The organism is Streptomyces fulvoviolaceus (assembly GCF_000718165.1).
Lineage (GTDB): Bacteria > Actinomycetota > Actinomycetes > Streptomycetales > Streptomycetaceae > Streptomyces > Streptomyces fulvoviolaceus.
Window position 1 is genome coordinate 1 of the sequence record NZ_JOEY01000108.1, and the last position, 15,180, is coordinate 15,180.

Below are 15,180 nucleotides of genomic sequence, written 5' to 3' on the forward strand. Positions count from 1 at the left end.
CCCGCCCGCCCGCCCGCCGGCAGGCCCGCCTGCCCGCCCGCTGACGGAGGCGGCGGCACCGCGCCCGCCGGGCCGGGCACCGGACGGACGGCCGTGCCCGGCCTCCGGCTCCGTCGGCGGCGCACCCCGTTCCTCGGCGCTCCCCATTCCGCCCCGGCAACGAGACAATCCGCATCTGCAAATACCAAAAGGTCCACGTTCCGGCGGCCGCCGGAAATCCCTGGGGCCCGGCCGGAAAAGGACGGAACACGGCAGGCAGTAAATGCGCACCGGACCCCGGAATACGCTATCCTTGAAGTGCCGACTCGCCGGAGCCGGCGCATTCTTGAGGCGGTGTCACCCGCATCGGGCCGGGAATGGAGAGGAGGGCGGGGAATGCCGGACCGTACCATTGAATTCGGCAAGTTCGGGGCCCACGGCATCAAGGGGCACGAGGCCGTCGCCCGGCAGCTCGATGCGCTTACCGGTTTCATCGCCACCCCGGTCACCACCCGGCGTGGCCTGCTGGCCCGGCTGCACTATCTCAGCCGTACCCCGCACGCCCGCGAAGCGGCCCGCGCTGCCGGTCTCGCCGTCACCGACCGCACCCTCAGGGCCTGGCTGGAGGGGCGGCACCGGCCCTCGAAGCGCAGCTTCGAGCGCATCGAGACCGCCTACCGCACGGTGCGCCGCCACAACGTCGCCCGCTACCTGCTGGCCCGCCTCAACGCCGGCGGCCGCGGCACCCGGGTGGAGTTCCACCCCCTGAACCAGTCCCGGGTGCCGCGCCCGCAGCAGCGTGAGGTCGCCTTCCGTGCCCTCAACATCCGGCACTGGGACCGCATCGTCGCCGCCTGGGCCGCCGGCGACGAGCAGGCTCTGAGCGATGCCTGGGTCAATGACGCCGTCATCGACCTCGGCTCCCAGTGGGGTCAGTACGAGTACGTCACCACCGTCGGCTTCGCCGCCTGACCCCGTGCGGGGTCGTGGGCCCGGTCGCGGCGCTGGGCCGTGACATGTGAGTGGGAACCCGGCCAGGAGAACTGGCACCGTCGTCGGCCGGCAGTGAGAGCGCCTCCATCCGGCTGCTTCCTGGCCGGGTCGGGCCCTGTGACGCGATCCGCGACCGGTGCCAACAGGCGTGACGACTCGCGGTAGGTGCCGACAAGACTGTCCCGTCGGTTCCAACTCCTTTGTCCCGTTGGACAAAGGAGTGCAGGCCGCTGCTCTCTGCCGGTTCCGACTGCCGTGTCCCGGCACAGCGTTTGGGCCGGAGCACGGTGGGTGTCACATGGGCAGGAGTGTTGTCACTGGGGGGTGTGGGCCGGCGTGTGCGGGGTGCCGGACCGAGGCCCTTTGGTGCAGGCCGTCACTGTGGTCGCTGCGGTGTTGAGGAAGAGCGTGAACACCGAGGGCTTGTCCACCGCGTCGATGCGGCCGATACGGAGAAGTTCTTCTCCGGCCTGTTCGAGGATGCCCATGGTGGCGGCAAGGCCCTCGATGGTGTGGCCATGCCTTGAGGCGTAGCGGGACCGAACCCGGTAGGTGTGCGCAAGCCGGTCGGCGGGGAGCAGACGCGTCCCGGACGGTGAAGGCGCCCCCTGCGGTCAAGGCGTCGGGTGCGGGGCGGCATGCGGTGCTCTGTTCGCCGGGCATGTCGGCGAGGTCGTCGCGCGTCACGCCTCGGCTTGGTGACGAGAGGGCGGCTGATGGAGCATCTGCGACACGTAGTCCGCTTCCCGGGTGACAAGCAGGCTGGTTCGGGCCGACTCTTCTGCCGGCCTGTCCAGCTCCGCCGGTGACACCCGTCGGGCCTTGGCACAGTGTTCTGGCGTCGGGCGGTGTCGGTGGCGGTCCGGTCGGCGGGGCCGGGTACCGGCTGGCTGCCCTCAGGCTCGGCCGGGTGCCTCTTTCCGGTCTGTTCTGGGTGTACGGCGCCGTCCTGTGCGACCTCGCCCCGGCGGGCGGCGCCGGGGGCGGTCGCGTGGTGCGGTTGCTCGCGCGGGCCGGACGGCCTGGTGGGCGGGGGGAGTTCGGGCCGGCCGTGTCCGCCCTCTCCTGCCCGTTCCGGACCCGTGGGGCCGTCCTGAACGCGGGCGGGGCGGCGTACGCCGGCGTGGTGTCGGTGTACGCCGCCCCGGGGGCGGGGGCGGGGCGGGTTGTGGGGTGGCCCGCGTTGTCATGGCGGCTACTTGGGGTCGCTGTTGAATGTGGCGGCCGACCAGAGGTAGCCGAGTGCCGTGAGTCCCAGGCACCAGGCGAGGGCGAGCCATCCGTTGTGGCCGGTCTCGGTGCCGAGGAGGAGTCCGCGCAGGGTCTCGATGGCGGGGGTGAAGGGCTGGTATTCGGCGATGGGCTGGAACCAGCCGGGCATGGTGTCGGCCGGGATGAAGGCGCTGGAGATGAGGGGGAGGAGGATCAGCGGCTGGGCGCTGTTGGCGGCGGCTTCGGCGTTCGGGCTGGCCAGGCCCATGCCGACGGCGATCCAGGTGAGGGCCAGGGCGAAGAGTGTGAGCAGGCCGAACGCGGCGATCCAGTCCAGGGCGGTGGCGTGGGTGGAGCGGAAGCCGATGGCGAGGGCGACGGCGCCGACGAGGAGCACGCTCATCACGCACTGCAGCACGCTGCCGAGGACGTGTCCGATGAGGACGGAGCCGCGGTGGATGGCCATGGTGCGGAAGCGGGCGATGATGCCCTCGTTCATGTCGGTGGCGACGGAGACCGCGGTGCCGATCACGGTGGAGCCGATGGTCATCATCAGGATGCCGGGGACGATGTAGGCGATGTAGTCGGAGCGGTCGGTGCCGCCGATGCCGGTGCTCATCACGTCGCCGAAGATGTAGACGAAGAGCAGCAGGAGCATGACCGGGGTGAGCAGCAGGTTCAGGGTGAGGGAGGGGTAGCGCCTCGCGTGCAGGAGGTTGCGGCGCAGCATGGTGGAGGAGTCGCGCACGGCGAGGGCCAGGGTGCTCATCGGGCAGTCTCCTTGGGCTGGTTGGGCTGGTTGGGCTGGGCGGGCACGTTGGTGCTGCCGGTGAGGGCGAAGAACACGTCGTCGAGGTCGGGGGTGTGGACGGTCAGTTCGTCGGCCTCGATGCCGGCGGTGTCGAGCCGGTCGAGGAGGGAGCGCAGCTCGCGCTGGCTGCCGTCGCTGGGGATCTGCAGTGCGAGCGCCTCGTCGTTGCGGGTGGCCTCGGGCAGCGCGGAGGCGGCGGAGTGGTAGGCGGCCGGGTCGGTGAAGCGGAGCCGGACGTGGCCGCCGGGGATGAGCCGCTTGAGCTCCTCGGCGGTGCCTTCGGCGGCGATCCTGCCGTCGCTGAGCACGGCGATGCGGTCGGCGAGTTCGTCGGCCTCCTCCAGGTACTGGGTGGTGAGGAAGACCGTCACCCCGTCGGAGACCAGTTCGCGGATGATCTGCCACATGGTGTGGCGGGAGCGTGGGTCGAGGCCGGTGGTGGGTTCGTCGAGGAAGATGATCCGCGGGCTGCCGACCAGGGTCATGGCGATGTCCAGGCGGCGTTTCATGCCGCCGGAGTATGTGGAGGCGGGCTTCTTCGCGGCCTCGGTGAGGTCGAAGCGTTCCAGCAGCTCGGCGGCGACCCGCCGCCCCTCGCGCTTGGGCAGGTGGTGCAGGTCGGCCATGAGGAGCATGTTCTCCTCGCCGGTGATCAGCCCGTCGACGGCGGAGAACTGCCCGGTGACACCGATCGCGGCGCGCACGGCCTGCGGGGTGGTGGCCAGGTCGTGGCCGCCGACGCGGATCTCACCGGAGGCGGGGTCGGGGGAGATGAGGGTGGAGAGGATCTTGACGGCGGTGGTCTTGCCGGCGCCGTTCGGGCCGAGCAGGGAGAAGACCGTTCCTTCGCCGGCGGCCAGGTCGATGCCGTCGAGCACGACCTTGTCGCCGTAGGACTTGCGCAGCCCGTGCGCCGCGATGGCCGGGTCGGTCATGAGGGGTGCTCCTTTGGTGGCTGCGGGCGGGTCAGAGGCTGCGGGCGGTGATGTCGCCGTGGGAGGTGGTGGCGCGGATGTCGAGTGCGGCGGTGCCGTCGTTCTTGAGGGCGTTGCTGACGCGGCCGTAGCCGGTGCCGGCGTCCAGGGCGGCCGAGACGCCGGCGGCGGCGGTGACCGTGATGTCACCGGACTGGGTGCGGAGCACGAGGGTGCCGCGGACGGCCTCGTCGATCCGGATGTCGCCCCGTGCGGTGCTGATCTGGGCGGGGCCGCCCAGCCGGCCGACCTCGACGTCGCCGTCGGTCGCGGTGAGGCGGACGCTCGCGGCCTCGTCGATCTTGATCTGGCGGTATGCGCCGTCGAAGACGACGTCGCCGAGGCGTCCGACGCCGCGGAGCTCGGCGGCGGCCGCCTTCGCCTCGAGGTGGGAGCCGGCGGGCAGCTGGACGGTCACCTCGATGGATCCGGAGGTGCCCAGGAGCCGGTTCTTCGCCGGTGCGGCCTCGATCCGCAGGACGCCGTCGCCGTATGCGACTGCTGTCTTCTGCGCGGCCTTCACGTCGGGGCCGTTCGAGGCGTTGGCGGGCCGGACCTCGACCGTGGTGTCGGCCCGGTCGGCGGCGATGAACTGGATGCGTCCGGCGGGGATGTCCACGACGGCGGTGATCGGGGCGGGGGTGTCGAACTCCTGCATGGTGCTCTCCTTCGGGATCCTTGTTTCCGATGAAGGAAAAGCTACGTTGCGTTCACAGATCAGACAACATAGTTGTTGCGCATGAATGCCATAAGTGCAGGTGGAATCCGAAAATCGTTGCAATGGTCTTGCGTTTTAATGCAACGACAGCCATCTGTTCGTTGCAATGGAATGGGGGTGAACGCTATGCTGGGGGCGCCAGCGAGCACGAAGGAGACCGCGATGCCGGGAGGCAGACTCACCCAGCCCGAACGCCAGCAGATCGCGCTGGGACTGGCCGACGGCCTCGCCTACGCGGAGATCGCCAGACGTCTCGACCGTCCGACCTCGACCATCACGCGTGAGGTGATGCGCAACGGCGGCCCCACCGCCTACCGCGCCGAGGCGGCCCACCGCGCCACCGAGCGCCGCTCCCACCGCCGCCGGCAGGCCGCCCCCAGGGACCCGCAGGCGCCGGCGCAGGCCTACGGACGCGATGCCGAGGCGGTGCGCGAGTACGAGGAGCTGTTCACGGACGTCATGACGGCCTCGGGCATGCCCACGATGATGGCCCGGGTGCTGGCCTGCCTCACCCTCACCGACGCCGGCCACCTCACCGCGTCCGAACTCGTCCAGCGCCTGCAGGTCAGCCCGGCGTCCGTCTCCAAGGCGATCGCGTTCCTCGAGAGCCAGGCGATGGTCCGCCGGGAGCAGGGCGAAGGCCGCCGCGAGCGCTACGTCGTCGACGACGACATCTGGTACCAGTCGATGATCGCCAGCGCCCGCGCCATCGCCCAGCTCGTCGAGACCGCACGGCAGGGCGTCCGGGTCCTCGTCCCCGGCACCCCGGCCGCCACCCGCCTGGAGAACATCGCCCGCTTCCTCGACTTCGTCTCCGAGAGCACCGCCCGCGCCGCGGAACAGGCCCGCGAGATCCTGCGCACGCCACCCGGAACACCCCCGGACGGCACCGCCGAGCCACGTCCGGACCGCGGATAGACAGCCGCCTGGACGGCCACGGCCGGCGCTGCCCGCCGGACAGCACCTTTCTCCATGCTGGCCCCCCCGCCATCCGCGGCGTGCCCGGCCCGCTCCAAGGGGGCGCCCGCATCCGGGCGACGCTGGAGGGCAGGAGCGGCCCGGTCCGCCCCTGCCCTTCCCGGCAGGGGCGGGTGGGCCATCACGTGTCAGGCCGGCCGCCGGGGGGCCGGGTCCGTGGGGGGTGCGGGCCTTCCGCGTACGGGAAACCGCCGGCGCGAGTGCCCGGACGGCCGCCCCGGACACCGCGGCCCACGGGGCGAAGCGATAACCGACCCGGTCGGCGAGCACGCCGCCTGGCGGTGCCCCACCGCCACCATGGGCAGGCCCCGCACGCAGCTCGCCGTCCAGGCCGCGCCGTGCACCCCGGCCGGGGCCGGGGTGCACGTGCCTTCGCCGAGACGAGCAGCAGGCCGGGTATCGGAGAGCTGCAGGCATCCAGCAGCACGGCCGGCGGCGCTCCCACGATTTTGATCAGTACCCCGGCGGCCCCAGGGCCGGCCGAGCCGGCCACCGCACCGGCGTCACCTGCCGGTCAGCCCGGCCACCCGGCCCGGCCAGTACGCGTGTCACACAGAGGGGCACGCAGCCTGCCCCGGACCCCGGCGGCGCCACGAGACCCAATTCCGCTTGTGTGATGGGATGCACACCGGCGCCCACCGCGGGCACGCGGGTACGTCGCAACAGCCGCAGGAGCCGGCGAAGAAGGGGGAGGGGGCCATGACGAGCGGGCACGAGACTTACGGGGCAGCTCTTGGCCCGCGGCCGCTGCAGACGCGCGCCCTGACCCGGGAGGCCGGGCGGGCACGGCAGCTCCTGGCCGCCGGACAGTGGCGCCCCGCCGCGGCGGACTCCGCAGCAGCAGCAGCCGTCCTGGACCGCCTCACGGCCCCGCTCCCGGCCCGGCGGGCAGCCACCGCACGGACACCGGGCCGGGAGCGGGACCGGCGACTCCAACGCCTCCTGCGCACGACCCTCCACCACCTCGACGCAGGCGCCGTCAGCCCGCCCGCAGCCGCCCTCCTGGCCGCCGTCGCCCGCGCTTTCCTGCCCTGGCACGCCGCCCCGAACCCACCGGGCGCAGCGGCGGCCCCGAGATACGGGCCCCCGCCGGGCACGGCAGCCGGCCCGGCCGTCCCACCGACAGAGGCCGGCGAGGCCCTGCTCCCCGATCTGGCCGCAACCTTCGCCGTGCTGGCCTCGACACGCCCGCCCGGGACCGTCCCGCTCACGCCCCCGGCCGAGCCCTGGCAGGCCCGGTACGCGGGCCGCTTCCGCCGTTACGCCAGACCCGCTCCCGGGGTGTGGACGGCCGAGACCGTCGCCTGCCCGGCGTGCGGGGGCAAGGACGGCCCGTGGACCGTGACCTGCGACTGGCGCCTCATCTCGCTGGGCTGCCCGTGCGGGGTGATAACCCACGAGCACGGCCTCGCCTTCTCCGAAGTCTGGCTTCTCCTGCCGGACAGGTGACCCGGCGTCGTGGCCGACCGCCCGCACCACGACGCTCAGTCACAGCCGGCGGGTCGGAAAGGGCTCTGTGAAAACGCGCCAGTAAACACAGAAAGGTGACGATGATTCAGATCCACTGAAACGGCCGGAGGGAATCCCCGGAAAATGCGGATCAGAAAAGGTGTCCGAAAGGAGAGGGGATCCGCGAGGGCATTTCTGTTGCGACGTCAGATATGACGCCGCGTCACTGGACGTCACACGGGACAGACCACCAAGGCCGTCACTTTGCTGCTGCAGTGCTTGAAATCCGGCGAACCGGCGAAGCGGACTTCAAGCCGCCGGGACCGCGGAGCGATTCCGGCTCCCTCGCCCTTGCCGGCGATGACGTTGATCCGGCCGGCCTTCGCCAGATCGCCCGAGGACTTGATGACATCGGCGGTGCCGTCCCAGTGGTTCCCCACGAACAGCACCCGGCACCCCCGAGTACGTGTTTGTGAACCCTGATCGGCCACCGGATCGGTGCTCATCGTTTTCGGCCTGGACCTGGCTCTGTCCGAACGATCAGGGACCGAGACCGGAGGGGCATCAGCCTCGATGCGGCGATGTCCCATGGTGTGGTTATCCTCACCGCCAGGGGGTGGCTTACCGGATGGACAATGACATCGGTGCGCGGCGATCGTGTGTCCCAGAGACGGCTTGATGGCCACGCATGACGAAGGGACACCTCATCGATGCGCGTCCTCCTGATCGGGCCGCCCGGAGCTGGCAAGGGCACGCAGGCAGTGCGCCTTGCCGCGCATCTGTCGATCCAGCACATCTCCACCGGCGACCTGTTCCGCGAGCACATCGACCAGGGCACCGAGCTCGGGCGGAGCGCCCACACGCACATACGCGCCGGCCTTCTGGCACCGGACGAGGTCACGATCGGGGTGATCAAAGAGCGCCTTGTCCGTCCGGACACCGAGCGCGGATTCCTGCTGGACGGCTTCCCCCGCAATCTTGCCCAGGCGGAGGCGCTGGACGGCATCCTGGCCGACTCGACGTCGAGGCTGGATGCCGTGCTCGACCTGGAGATTCCCGAGGCCCAGGTGGTCAGGCGGATCGCTGGACGACGGTTGTGCCGTCAGGACCGCGAACACATCTTCCACGTCGACTACAGCCCGCCTGAAGTGGCAGGAGCCTGCGACGTCTGCGGCGGTGAGCTGTACCAGCGCGATGACGACCGCGAGAGGATCGTTCGTCAGCGACTGGAGGTGTATCGCAGCGAGACGGCGCCGGTCGTCGACCACTACCAAGCTCAGGGCCTGGTGACCACGATCTCGGCCCTCGGCCAGGTCCAGGAGGTCCTGGACCGCGCGCTGGTCGCGATCGGCCAGGCCAGGTCGATGCCTCCGGCGCGTCGAGCTGTTGACCCCTCAGTTGGGAAGGCGCGGGGCTGCCGTCCCTGATTGCCGCCGCCGAGGACTGCCATCGCCTCCAACGAAGCTTTTGCGCGTGCCGCCGTCCCGATGACGGGGTGGCTCGGTGACCGACCACGATGAGGCGGCGGCCGTCCGGCCGTTGACCCTGGCTTGGGTGAGCCGGCACCTGGAGGCCGGCGAACGGATCGTCAGAACCGAGGCGCTGCACGGCGGTATCACCGCCGAAATTCGGCGGCTGACCGTCGGCACGCGGGACGGGGGCACCCGTGATCTGGTGCTGCGGACCTTCACCGACCCGTTCTTCGTCGAGCACGCCGAGGACTGGCTGAACCGGGAGGCCGGCGCCCTGACCCTGCTCACGGGGACCGGCGTGCCGGCTCCTGGACTGGTCGCGGTTGATCCGACCGCCGCGCAGTGCGCGTATCCATCGCTCCTGATGACACATCTGGCGGGCCGGACGGTCCTCGACGATGAGGGAGTGGAGACGCGCCTCCCGGTGCTGGCCCGTCAACTCGTGGCGATCCACGCGTTGCGACCCGCCGAGCGGCCCCGGGAGTACGCCGGAACACTTCCTCGCCTTCACCGCCATCGCCGCGACCCTCGTATGCCGCTGCGGGCTGATGAACTGGATGGCGGCTTACAGGTGGTCCCCCCTGCCGGCTGGTTCCGGGGGATGTGGCCCGCCGCCGTCCTTGATGTCCTGTTCGCAGGTTCGTCTGTCGTTGGACTGGTCGTTGGGGATCAGGAGTACTCCGGCAACTTGCTCGGGGTGCTCGACGGGGAGCCGGTTGTCGCCCGTGGGGTCACCGTCCGGCCCGGACGCCTGGGACGCATGGACCGTCTGACACGCCAACGCCACGTGCTCTTTATCGACCGTGCAGGCGTGTCTACTGCAGGGCCGGATACCTCGTCGGTGCCGTCGTAGCGGTAGTGGAAGTGGACGTGGTCGCCTTCGGAGGGTGCCTGCGGGTGGGGCTCAAGGCGCCGGTCGACGACCTCGGCCCTGACGCCGAGCGGCCGCCCGGAGGTGTCCTGGACCTGCATGTCGGCGACGGGTGAATCGTGGCTCAGTCAAGATTTCCGTGAAGCCGATCAGTGAGCTGTCTGGTTCGTAGCTCTGTGTTGTCGGCGGTCGGCGGCGACGAGTAGGACGCGCTTGCGGAGCAAGGGGAGTCCGGCTCGGCCTGCCATTTGCCGCTTGAGCAGCTTGATGTCCGTGACTCTACCCTCGACGCAGCCCGAGCTCCATTCCGTGCTCAGCCCGAGGATGACGGCGTCGCGGTCGGCCCGCAGGCCGTCGGCGAAGCCGCGCAGGCCGTGGTTCACGTCGGCGCGGGCGGTGGCGATCCACTCGGGCAGCCGGCTCGTGCTGCGGATGGCCATCATCGCGGCGAAGGACCGGACGTGTCCGGTGGCGGCCTCAAGTTCGGGGCAGCGGGTCAGGATGTCCTTGAGTTTCTGCTGGTCGTCGTCGCTCATGCGGTCGGGGTTGCGGGTGATCCAGCCGGTCACCTTGCGGACCCCGGGCGGCCGGGCCGGGGGTGGACGGTCGGCCGGCAGGCGGCGGAAGCGGTGGAGGTAGTCGCGGACGACGGAGTAGGAGCCGGTGAAGCCGCGCTCGCGGAGTTCGGCGTGGAGCTGGGTGCCGCTGGTGTGGCCCTCGTGCCACCGCTGGTGCAGGTAGGACTTGTAGGGGTCCAGGGTGCTGGGGAGGTTCTGCCAGCGGCCGGTGGCCAGTTCCTCCCAGGTGACGGCGCGGGCATAGCGGCGGACGGTGTTCCGGGACAGTTCAAGGCGGCGGGCGACGGCCCGGATGGTGAGGCCCTGGCCGAGGAGATCGTGCACGGCGGTGTGGTGCTGCCGGGCCCGCTCGGCCAGCCGGCCCGCGAGGGAGACCGGCGGATGCAGGACTTCAGGAGGTGACTCCGGGGCGTGGGCGGGTTCGCGGAGGCACGAACTGTGCTTGCTGACCAACACCTTCACGGCCTCGGCGAGGTTGTGCCAGAGATGCCACAGGTCGGCGACCTGCACGGCGTCGGGGGCTCCGGAGCGGGCGCCGTCCGCGAAGGCGCCACCCCGGTCGCGACAGATGATTTCCACTCCGGGGTGCTCGGTGAGCCAGGCAGCGAAGGTGGCCGCCTCCCGGTCCGGGAGAAGGTCGATCGGGGCGTGTGTCTCGCAATCGACCAGCACGGTGCCGTAGTTGTGTCCCTTGCGGGTGGCGAACTCGTCGACCCCGAGTACCCGGGGCGTCCCGGCGGGCGGATCGGGCAGGGCCATGACCAGCCCCAGCAACGTGGTCCGGCTGACCGGCGCCGGCAGCCGGGCCGCCAGCCGCTCGCCGGCCCGACCCGCCAGAGCCACCGAAATCGCACTCAACAAGTCCCCGAGCTGCGGGGTTCGACGCCCATAGCGCACAGTCAGCCCCTCGATCTGCTCGGCGAAGGTCACCCGGTCGCACTCCGGCGCATCGCAGAACAGACGGCGCACGGACAACACGATGGACACCTGCCGGCCGCCGATCGCGCCATCTGCGAGACGGCGCTGGTATCCGCTGTGCCGTCGTACCGACGGTGTCCCGCAGTCCGGGCACGACGCCGGAACCGACCCCGGGGTTCTCGCCACAATGCGTAACACCCCGCCCTCGGCGCTCACTTCCTCCACCAGCACCCTGCCCAGGTGCGGTAACACCGTCTTCAGCAGCTCCTCACACTCGGCGAGTGTCGCGACGCGAGTGACGGAGCGTCACCGGCGCACGGAGGCGTGCCCGGTTTCACGGAAATCTTGACTGAGCCACGATTCAGCCGCCGCCGACATCTTTGCTGCGCTACTTCACGGTGCGCTCTCAGGACATCCTCGACGTTCGACCCGACGATCTCGCGCACCCGACCGCGTCGATCAACCCGGAAGCTGCATCCATCAACGCCGCAAACACCCTGCTTGTTTCGCGCAAGGGCTTGATCTCTTGATATGGGCGGATTGGTAGCGGCCGACTGATGACCATGGCAGAAGCGGGGTGTGCTCCGTCGACGTCCCATGAAGCCATGGTGTCCGGCGTTCTGGCCTGAGTAGCCGTTGTCTTTCCGGACTTGATCGGTGGGTTTCCGCTGGTCAGGCGTGAACTCTGTGGAATCGACGAAGAGTCGGGCCGTCACGTCTGTCGGTTATGACACGGAGGTTGTCGATGGCTTCGGTCATGGGTTTGTTGGAAGCGCGCGAGACGGCCGCGCAAGTTCGGGTCGAAGAGCTCCGCGAGGAGGCGGAGCGGGTGCTGGCCGAGTTTGCGAAGGCGGAGGCGGTGCTGGAGCGACGGGCCATCGCCCGCTTGGAGCTGGCCGAGGCCCTGTCCGGGCCGGAGCCGGAGGCCGACCACCCGCCGGAGTCGGCGCCGGCCGTTGCCGAGGCCCCGGTGGCGGGGTCGGTGGTGCCGCACTGGTGGGTGGGCCTGACGATGGAGGTGCTCGCGCCGGACTACCAGCGGCTGGTGGGCGTGCTGGAGGCGGAGGCGGGCGGGTCCGGGCTGCGGGCGCGGGAGTTGGCCGGGCGGCTGGGCCTGGAGTCGGTGCCGGCGAAGGTCGAGGGGGTGCGGTCGAAGGTGAAGCGGCTGGTGGAGCGGGGCTGGCTGCTCGAGGAGCGTCCCGGGGTGTTCACGCCGAGGCGGGCTGCCGGGTGACGTTTCGGCTCCGGTGGCGGGCGAGGCGGCGTCCCATGAGCATGGTCATCGACCGCAGGACGGCGGCTTCGCTGCTTTCGGGCCGGGTCTCGTAGTCCCGGGCAAGGCGCCGCGAGCGCATCAGCCAGCTCAGCGTCCTCTCCACCACCCACCTGCGTGGAAGCACCACGAACCCGCTCATGTCGGTGCGTTTGACGTTCTGAAGGGTGAGCCGCCCTGGACGTCCCCCTGACCCACACTTCCTTTCGTACGACCGTCTCCAATGGTGCAACGCGAGGAGGGAAGGCCGGATTCCGGGGTCAGGTGGACGTCGGGGTCCGTCAGACGAGGTGGATCGTGAAGCGCCTCACGACCTTGGGGTCCGTGGCGATCGTGTCGGCGTGGACCGAGCCGCGAGCCTTGTCGTACTTCCCGGTGCCGCCGGTGATCGCGTTGTCGAAGGGGCCCTGGTCGACGTAGTTGAAGTACATCCCCTGCACGGTGAGCTGGCCGCCCGGGAGGGTGTAGGTCACGACGCACTGCTCCGCTTCATCGGCGCCGCCCCGGGTGGTGGTGCAGGTGCCGTGGGTCTCGCCGACCTTGTTGTGCGCCTCGTCGAAGAGGTCCGAGCGGACGACGACTTGATCGCCCTGCGAGACGCTGCCGGGGGTGACGGGGAAGCGGGTCAGCTGCTGCACCTCGGCCAGGACTGTGATGATCCGGGCTTTACCCCTGGTCTGGGCGGAACCGGTGTCCGTCGCGGCGGCCGCGACGGGGGTGCAGGCGAGGAGGGTGACCAGCGTGGCCGTGCCGAGGCAGGCCGCTCTGATGGGGCGCATCATGCGACTCCTGAGGTTGATGTTCGGGAATGACCGGATGGCGAACTTCCATCCGATTCCGTTCGATTCCCTTCATAACCTCGACTCCGCCGCTGCACGGAGCACCCGGGCACGAACCACCGGTACATCCAGCCGGTCGGACCAAAGTCAGGCGGCGGAGCTCGGCACGAAGCCGAACGGCAGCTCCAGGCGATGCCGGGCCAGGAGCTCCTCGTCGGCGACGATCCCGCCCGTCGGCTCGTGATGCCGTTGGGCGGCGCGTCAGGGAGCGGGAGCCCGGCCGCCGGTCCGTCGGGCGCGGGCGCCCAGGGCGGCAGTTCGGGGCGGGCGATCGCGGTCGGAGCGGGCCCGCAGAAGACGTATACGGTGTAGCAGGAGCCGGCCGCGGGCACCTGCCGCTACCGGCATCTCAAGGGAGAGCCGCTGGAGGACCCGACGTGCACGCCGGGCGCGATTTCCCCGGCGAACCTGAAGCTGATGATCTGGCGCAAGGGCGGCTACACCTCGGCGTCCGGCCCCAGGGTCAACAACGCGAAGGATCCGGTGGAGACGAAGCTGCATACCGCGGTCTGCAGGGGCACGGTCACCCTCGCCGCCGCGCAGAAGGTGATCGTCAACGACTGGACCACCGCACTCAGAGGGCTCGACCTCGGCTGAGGCATCGCGCAGGGCAGTCGAGCAGGCACTTCGCCTGCTACAGCCCTTCGGAACCTGAGCCGACCGAATGTCGTACTCGACATATGGTAGGCGGGGTGCTTCACTCGTGACATGGCATCAATTCGTCTTACGCGCCCAACACTTGAGGTGATTAAGGTGTTGCTCGCGTCCACTGCCGACGATCCCGCGTGGGGGCTGAAGATCTGCGAGGAGGCCGACCTCGGGTCCGGGACCGTGTATCCCATCCTTGAGCGCCTGGTCGACGCGGGATGGGCCACCCGGTATGAGGAGACGGGCGAGCACCCTGGGCGGCCGAAGCGGTACTACTACGAACTCACCGCCGTCGGCCAGCGCGCGGCCCGCCAGGCCAGGGAACGGAAGCCTCGACTCTTCGGGCTGCACACAGCTGCTGACGGGGGCATGGCGTGAGCCCAGATGAGCAGCGTGCCGAGACCCCCGGTGCCGGACCGGTGGCTGTTGTCGCCGTGCTGGCGCCGGTACTCACCGGCGTTTTTGCAGCGGTCTGCTTGCTCGTCGGCTACGTCCTGAAGATGCTCGACCCCGAGCCGGTATTCGCGCAGACCATGTTGACCGCCGGATGGATGCTTGGTGCCATGACCGCGGCCGCGATCCTTGTCGCGATGGTCGGGCTGCTGATCACCGCATTGCGCAACAGGCCGCCAGCGGTGGAGCAGGAGCCTGAGGCCGCCACGAGCACGGATACCCCAAGCAGCTGGGCAGGCCTTCGGACCCTGCACTTCGCTTCTTTTGTAGCTGGGGAACGCAGGGCACACCTCCGGGAGGAGTGGGCCGCAGTCCTGGCCGGCGATCCCGGGAACGGCATCGTCCTCTCGCCACGCCGCAGGATGCGCTACGCCGTCGGCTTTCTCTGGGCGGCGCTCCGAATGCGGCTCCGTGACCTCACTGGTCCACTGTGGATGCCTGTGGACTGGCTGCTGTCGGTGGAGTCGCGCACACACGGGTTCATCACACTGGCTGTCGGTGCGCAGGTCGTGTACATCCGGTACGAGGATGGTCTGCATGCTCTTCTCACCGAGGGCTGGGGTTGGTGTGCCGGGTGCGGCATCGCGCTTCGACTGTTTGTCGGCTGGCTCCGCAGAATTCGCGGCATCGAGCTCGCGTCGGCTCACAGCGACTCCAGAGATCAGTAGTAACTCGCCGCGCACGGGCAAAGCCGCGAGATGACCGGCAACCCGGCTCCTCCCGAGGTGCAACCGATGTCCCGCACGTAGAAGGTCTGCAGCCGTTCCTTCGGCCCGAAGTGGGGCAGCGACGCCTTGTCGGCCGGTGAGTCGGTCGTGTCCCTCGTTGTGGTGTTGGGGATCAACTGGCGGGCGTGTTCAGGGTGTTGGGTAGCGCAGGGGCCCTTTCGGGGAGGTAGCGGCGGGGGACACCATCCAAGATTTCCTCACCCGGGACCAGCAGCTGCTTCACGTCACGCGAGCGAGTTGTCCGCCAGGATACGTTCCAAGGATCGTTGACCCGTCCGGCTCATGG

Annotated in this window: 15 protein-coding genes and 3 pseudogenes; 10 read left to right on the forward strand and 8 right to left on the reverse strand. The window is 70.1% G+C overall.

Translation table 11 applies throughout. The features are described 5' to 3' along the window. Positions 1-375: 375 nt before the first annotated feature. Complete coding sequence (locus tag IG08_RS0152055) at positions 376-951, forward strand: hypothetical protein (RefSeq protein WP_030621637.1); 576 nt, start codon at positions 376-378, stop codon at positions 949-951. Between the two features lie 335 nt (positions 952-1,286). Here the strand turns inward: IG08_RS0152055 and IG08_RS62225 are convergent, their stop codons facing one another. From IG08_RS62225 to IG08_RS0152075, 4 genes are all read right to left on the reverse strand, one after another. Continuing rightward, positions 1,287-1,460 (reverse strand): hypothetical protein, encoded by a 174-nt coding sequence (locus tag IG08_RS62225; protein ID WP_234343228.1) that lies wholly within the window; start codon positions 1,458-1,460, stop codon positions 1,287-1,289. A 707-nt stretch (positions 1,461-2,167) separates the two neighbouring features. Then, positions 2,168-2,953: an ABC transporter permease gene (locus IG08_RS0152065; RefSeq protein ID WP_030621639.1), complete on the reverse strand. Its 786-nt coding sequence runs from the start codon at positions 2,951-2,953 to the stop codon at positions 2,168-2,170. Beyond that, on the reverse strand, positions 2,950-3,930 hold the full coding sequence (locus IG08_RS0152070) for an ATP-binding cassette domain-containing protein (protein ID WP_030621641.1): 981 nt from the start codon (positions 3,928-3,930) through the stop codon (positions 2,950-2,952). Before IG08_RS0152070 ends, IG08_RS0152065 begins: the two co-directional genes overlap by 4 nt. Before the next feature lie 31 nt (positions 3,931-3,961). Beyond that, positions 3,962-4,627, reverse strand: coding sequence for a DUF4097 family beta strand repeat-containing protein (locus IG08_RS0152075; protein WP_030621642.1), 666 nt, complete (start codon positions 4,625-4,627; stop codon positions 3,962-3,964). Positions 4,628-4,849: 222 nt separating this feature from the next. On the opposite strand from IG08_RS0152075, the gene IG08_RS0152080 reads away from it, so the two are divergent. Both IG08_RS0152080 and IG08_RS0152085 read left to right on the forward strand, forming a co-directional pair. After that, the gene (locus tag IG08_RS0152080) at positions 4,850-5,605 is read left to right on the forward strand and encodes a GbsR/MarR family transcriptional regulator (RefSeq protein WP_030621645.1); all 756 of its coding nucleotides are present in this window, start codon (positions 4,850-4,852) and stop codon (positions 5,603-5,605) included. Between the two features lie 759 nt (positions 5,606-6,364). Continuing rightward, the gene (locus IG08_RS0152085) at positions 6,365-7,114 is read left to right on the forward strand and encodes a hypothetical protein (protein WP_030621647.1); all 750 of its coding nucleotides are present in this window, start codon (positions 6,365-6,367) and stop codon (positions 7,112-7,114) included. Positions 7,115-7,464: 350 nt separating this feature from the next. Here IG08_RS0152085 and IG08_RS62230 read toward each other — a convergent pair. Next, positions 7,465-7,620 (reverse strand): annotated as a pseudogene (locus IG08_RS62230) (YncE family protein); the annotation flags it as partial. 204 nt (positions 7,621-7,824) lie between these two features. On the opposite strand from IG08_RS62230, the gene IG08_RS0152095 reads away from it, so the two are divergent. Both IG08_RS0152095 and IG08_RS62235 read left to right on the forward strand, forming a co-directional pair. Further along, positions 7,825-8,541: an adenylate kinase gene (locus IG08_RS0152095; RefSeq protein ID WP_052425327.1), complete on the forward strand. Its 717-nt coding sequence runs from the start codon at positions 7,825-7,827 to the stop codon at positions 8,539-8,541. 76 nt (positions 8,542-8,617) lie between these two features. After that, positions 8,618-9,439 (forward strand): phosphotransferase family protein, encoded by an 822-nt coding sequence (locus IG08_RS62235; RefSeq protein WP_234343229.1) that lies wholly within the window; start codon positions 8,618-8,620, stop codon positions 9,437-9,439. A gap of 167 nt (positions 9,440-9,606) precedes the next feature. On the opposite strand, the gene IG08_RS0152110 is transcribed toward IG08_RS62235, so the two are convergent. Continuing rightward, positions 9,607-11,217: an ISL3 family transposase gene (locus IG08_RS0152110; RefSeq protein ID WP_030621654.1), complete on the reverse strand. Its 1,611-nt coding sequence runs from the start codon at positions 11,215-11,217 to the stop codon at positions 9,607-9,609. Between the two features lie 481 nt (positions 11,218-11,698). Between IG08_RS0152110 and IG08_RS0152115 the strand changes: the two genes are divergently transcribed. Next, the gene (locus IG08_RS0152115) at positions 11,699-12,187 is read left to right on the forward strand and encodes a hypothetical protein (RefSeq protein ID WP_043457559.1); all 489 of its coding nucleotides are present in this window, start codon (positions 11,699-11,701) and stop codon (positions 12,185-12,187) included. On the opposite strand, the pseudogene IG08_RS58565 reads toward IG08_RS0152115, so the two are convergent. Together IG08_RS58565 and IG08_RS0152125 are read right to left on the reverse strand one after the other, a co-directional pair. Further along, positions 12,162-12,398: pseudogene (locus IG08_RS58565) on the reverse strand (transposase); the annotation flags it as partial. The gene IG08_RS0152115 and the pseudogene IG08_RS58565 overlap by 26 nt on opposite strands. Positions 12,399-12,507: 109 nt before the next feature. Then, positions 12,508-13,005, reverse strand: coding sequence for an allene oxide cyclase barrel-like domain-containing protein (locus IG08_RS0152125; RefSeq protein WP_234343231.1), 498 nt, complete (start codon positions 13,003-13,005; stop codon positions 12,508-12,510). 192 nt (positions 13,006-13,197) lie between these two features. Here IG08_RS0152125 and IG08_RS62240 point away from each other — a divergent pair, with 192 nt between their 5' ends. The 4 genes and pseudogenes from IG08_RS62240 to IG08_RS58575 all read left to right on the forward strand — a co-directional run. Continuing rightward, on the forward strand, positions 13,198-13,377 hold the full coding sequence (locus IG08_RS62240) for a hypothetical protein (RefSeq protein ID WP_052425329.1): 180 nt from the start codon (positions 13,198-13,200) through the stop codon (positions 13,375-13,377). A gap of 105 nt (positions 13,378-13,482) precedes the next feature. Further along, positions 13,483-13,662: a hypothetical protein gene (locus tag IG08_RS62245; protein WP_052425330.1), complete on the forward strand. Its 180-nt coding sequence runs from the start codon at positions 13,483-13,485 to the stop codon at positions 13,660-13,662. A 156-nt stretch (positions 13,663-13,818) separates the two neighbouring features. After that, entirely contained in the window at positions 13,819-14,091 is a 273-nt protein-coding gene (locus tag IG08_RS0152135) for a PadR family transcriptional regulator (protein WP_052425331.1), read from the forward strand. Positions 14,092-14,108: 17 nt separating this feature from the next. Then, a pseudogene (locus tag IG08_RS58575) lies at positions 14,109-14,348 on the forward strand (hypothetical protein); the annotation flags it as partial. Between the last annotated feature and the right edge of the window lie 832 nt (positions 14,349-15,180).

What these genes read in the sequence shown, in the direction of transcription:
- IG08_RS0152075 (WP_030621642.1), bottom strand. Translation starts at nt 4,627, where the DNA reads ATGCAGGAGTTCGACACCCCCGCCCCGATCACCGCCGTCGTGGACATC.
- IG08_RS0152125 (WP_234343231.1), bottom strand. Translation starts at nt 13,005, where the DNA reads ATGCGCCCCATCAGAGCGGCCTGCCTCGGCACGGCCACGCTGGTCACC.
- IG08_RS62225 (WP_234343228.1), bottom strand. Translation starts at nt 1,460, where the DNA reads ATGGGCATCCTCGAACAGGCCGGAGAAGAACTTCTCCGTATCGGCCGC.
- IG08_RS0152085 (WP_030621647.1), top strand. Translation starts at nt 6,365, where the DNA reads ATGACGAGCGGGCACGAGACTTACGGGGCAGCTCTTGGCCCGCGGCCG.
- IG08_RS0152095 (WP_052425327.1), top strand. Translation starts at nt 7,825, where the DNA reads ATGCGCGTCCTCCTGATCGGGCCGCCCGGAGCTGGCAAGGGCACGCAG.
- IG08_RS0152065 (WP_030621639.1), bottom strand. Translation starts at nt 2,953, where the DNA reads ATGAGCACCCTGGCCCTCGCCGTGCGCGACTCCTCCACCATGCTGCGC.
- IG08_RS0152115 (WP_043457559.1), top strand. Translation starts at nt 11,699, where the DNA reads ATGGCTTCGGTCATGGGTTTGTTGGAAGCGCGCGAGACGGCCGCGCAA.
- IG08_RS62240 (WP_052425329.1), top strand. Translation starts at nt 13,198, where the DNA reads ATGCCGGGCCAGGAGCTCCTCGTCGGCGACGATCCCGCCCGTCGGCTC.
- IG08_RS0152055 (WP_030621637.1), top strand. Translation starts at nt 376, where the DNA reads ATGCCGGACCGTACCATTGAATTCGGCAAGTTCGGGGCCCACGGCATC.
- IG08_RS0152070 (WP_030621641.1), bottom strand. Translation starts at nt 3,930, where the DNA reads ATGACCGACCCGGCCATCGCGGCGCACGGGCTGCGCAAGTCCTACGGC.
- IG08_RS0152080 (WP_030621645.1), top strand. Translation starts at nt 4,850, where the DNA reads ATGCCGGGAGGCAGACTCACCCAGCCCGAACGCCAGCAGATCGCGCTG.
- IG08_RS62245 (WP_052425330.1), top strand. Translation starts at nt 13,483, where the DNA reads ATGATCTGGCGCAAGGGCGGCTACACCTCGGCGTCCGGCCCCAGGGTC.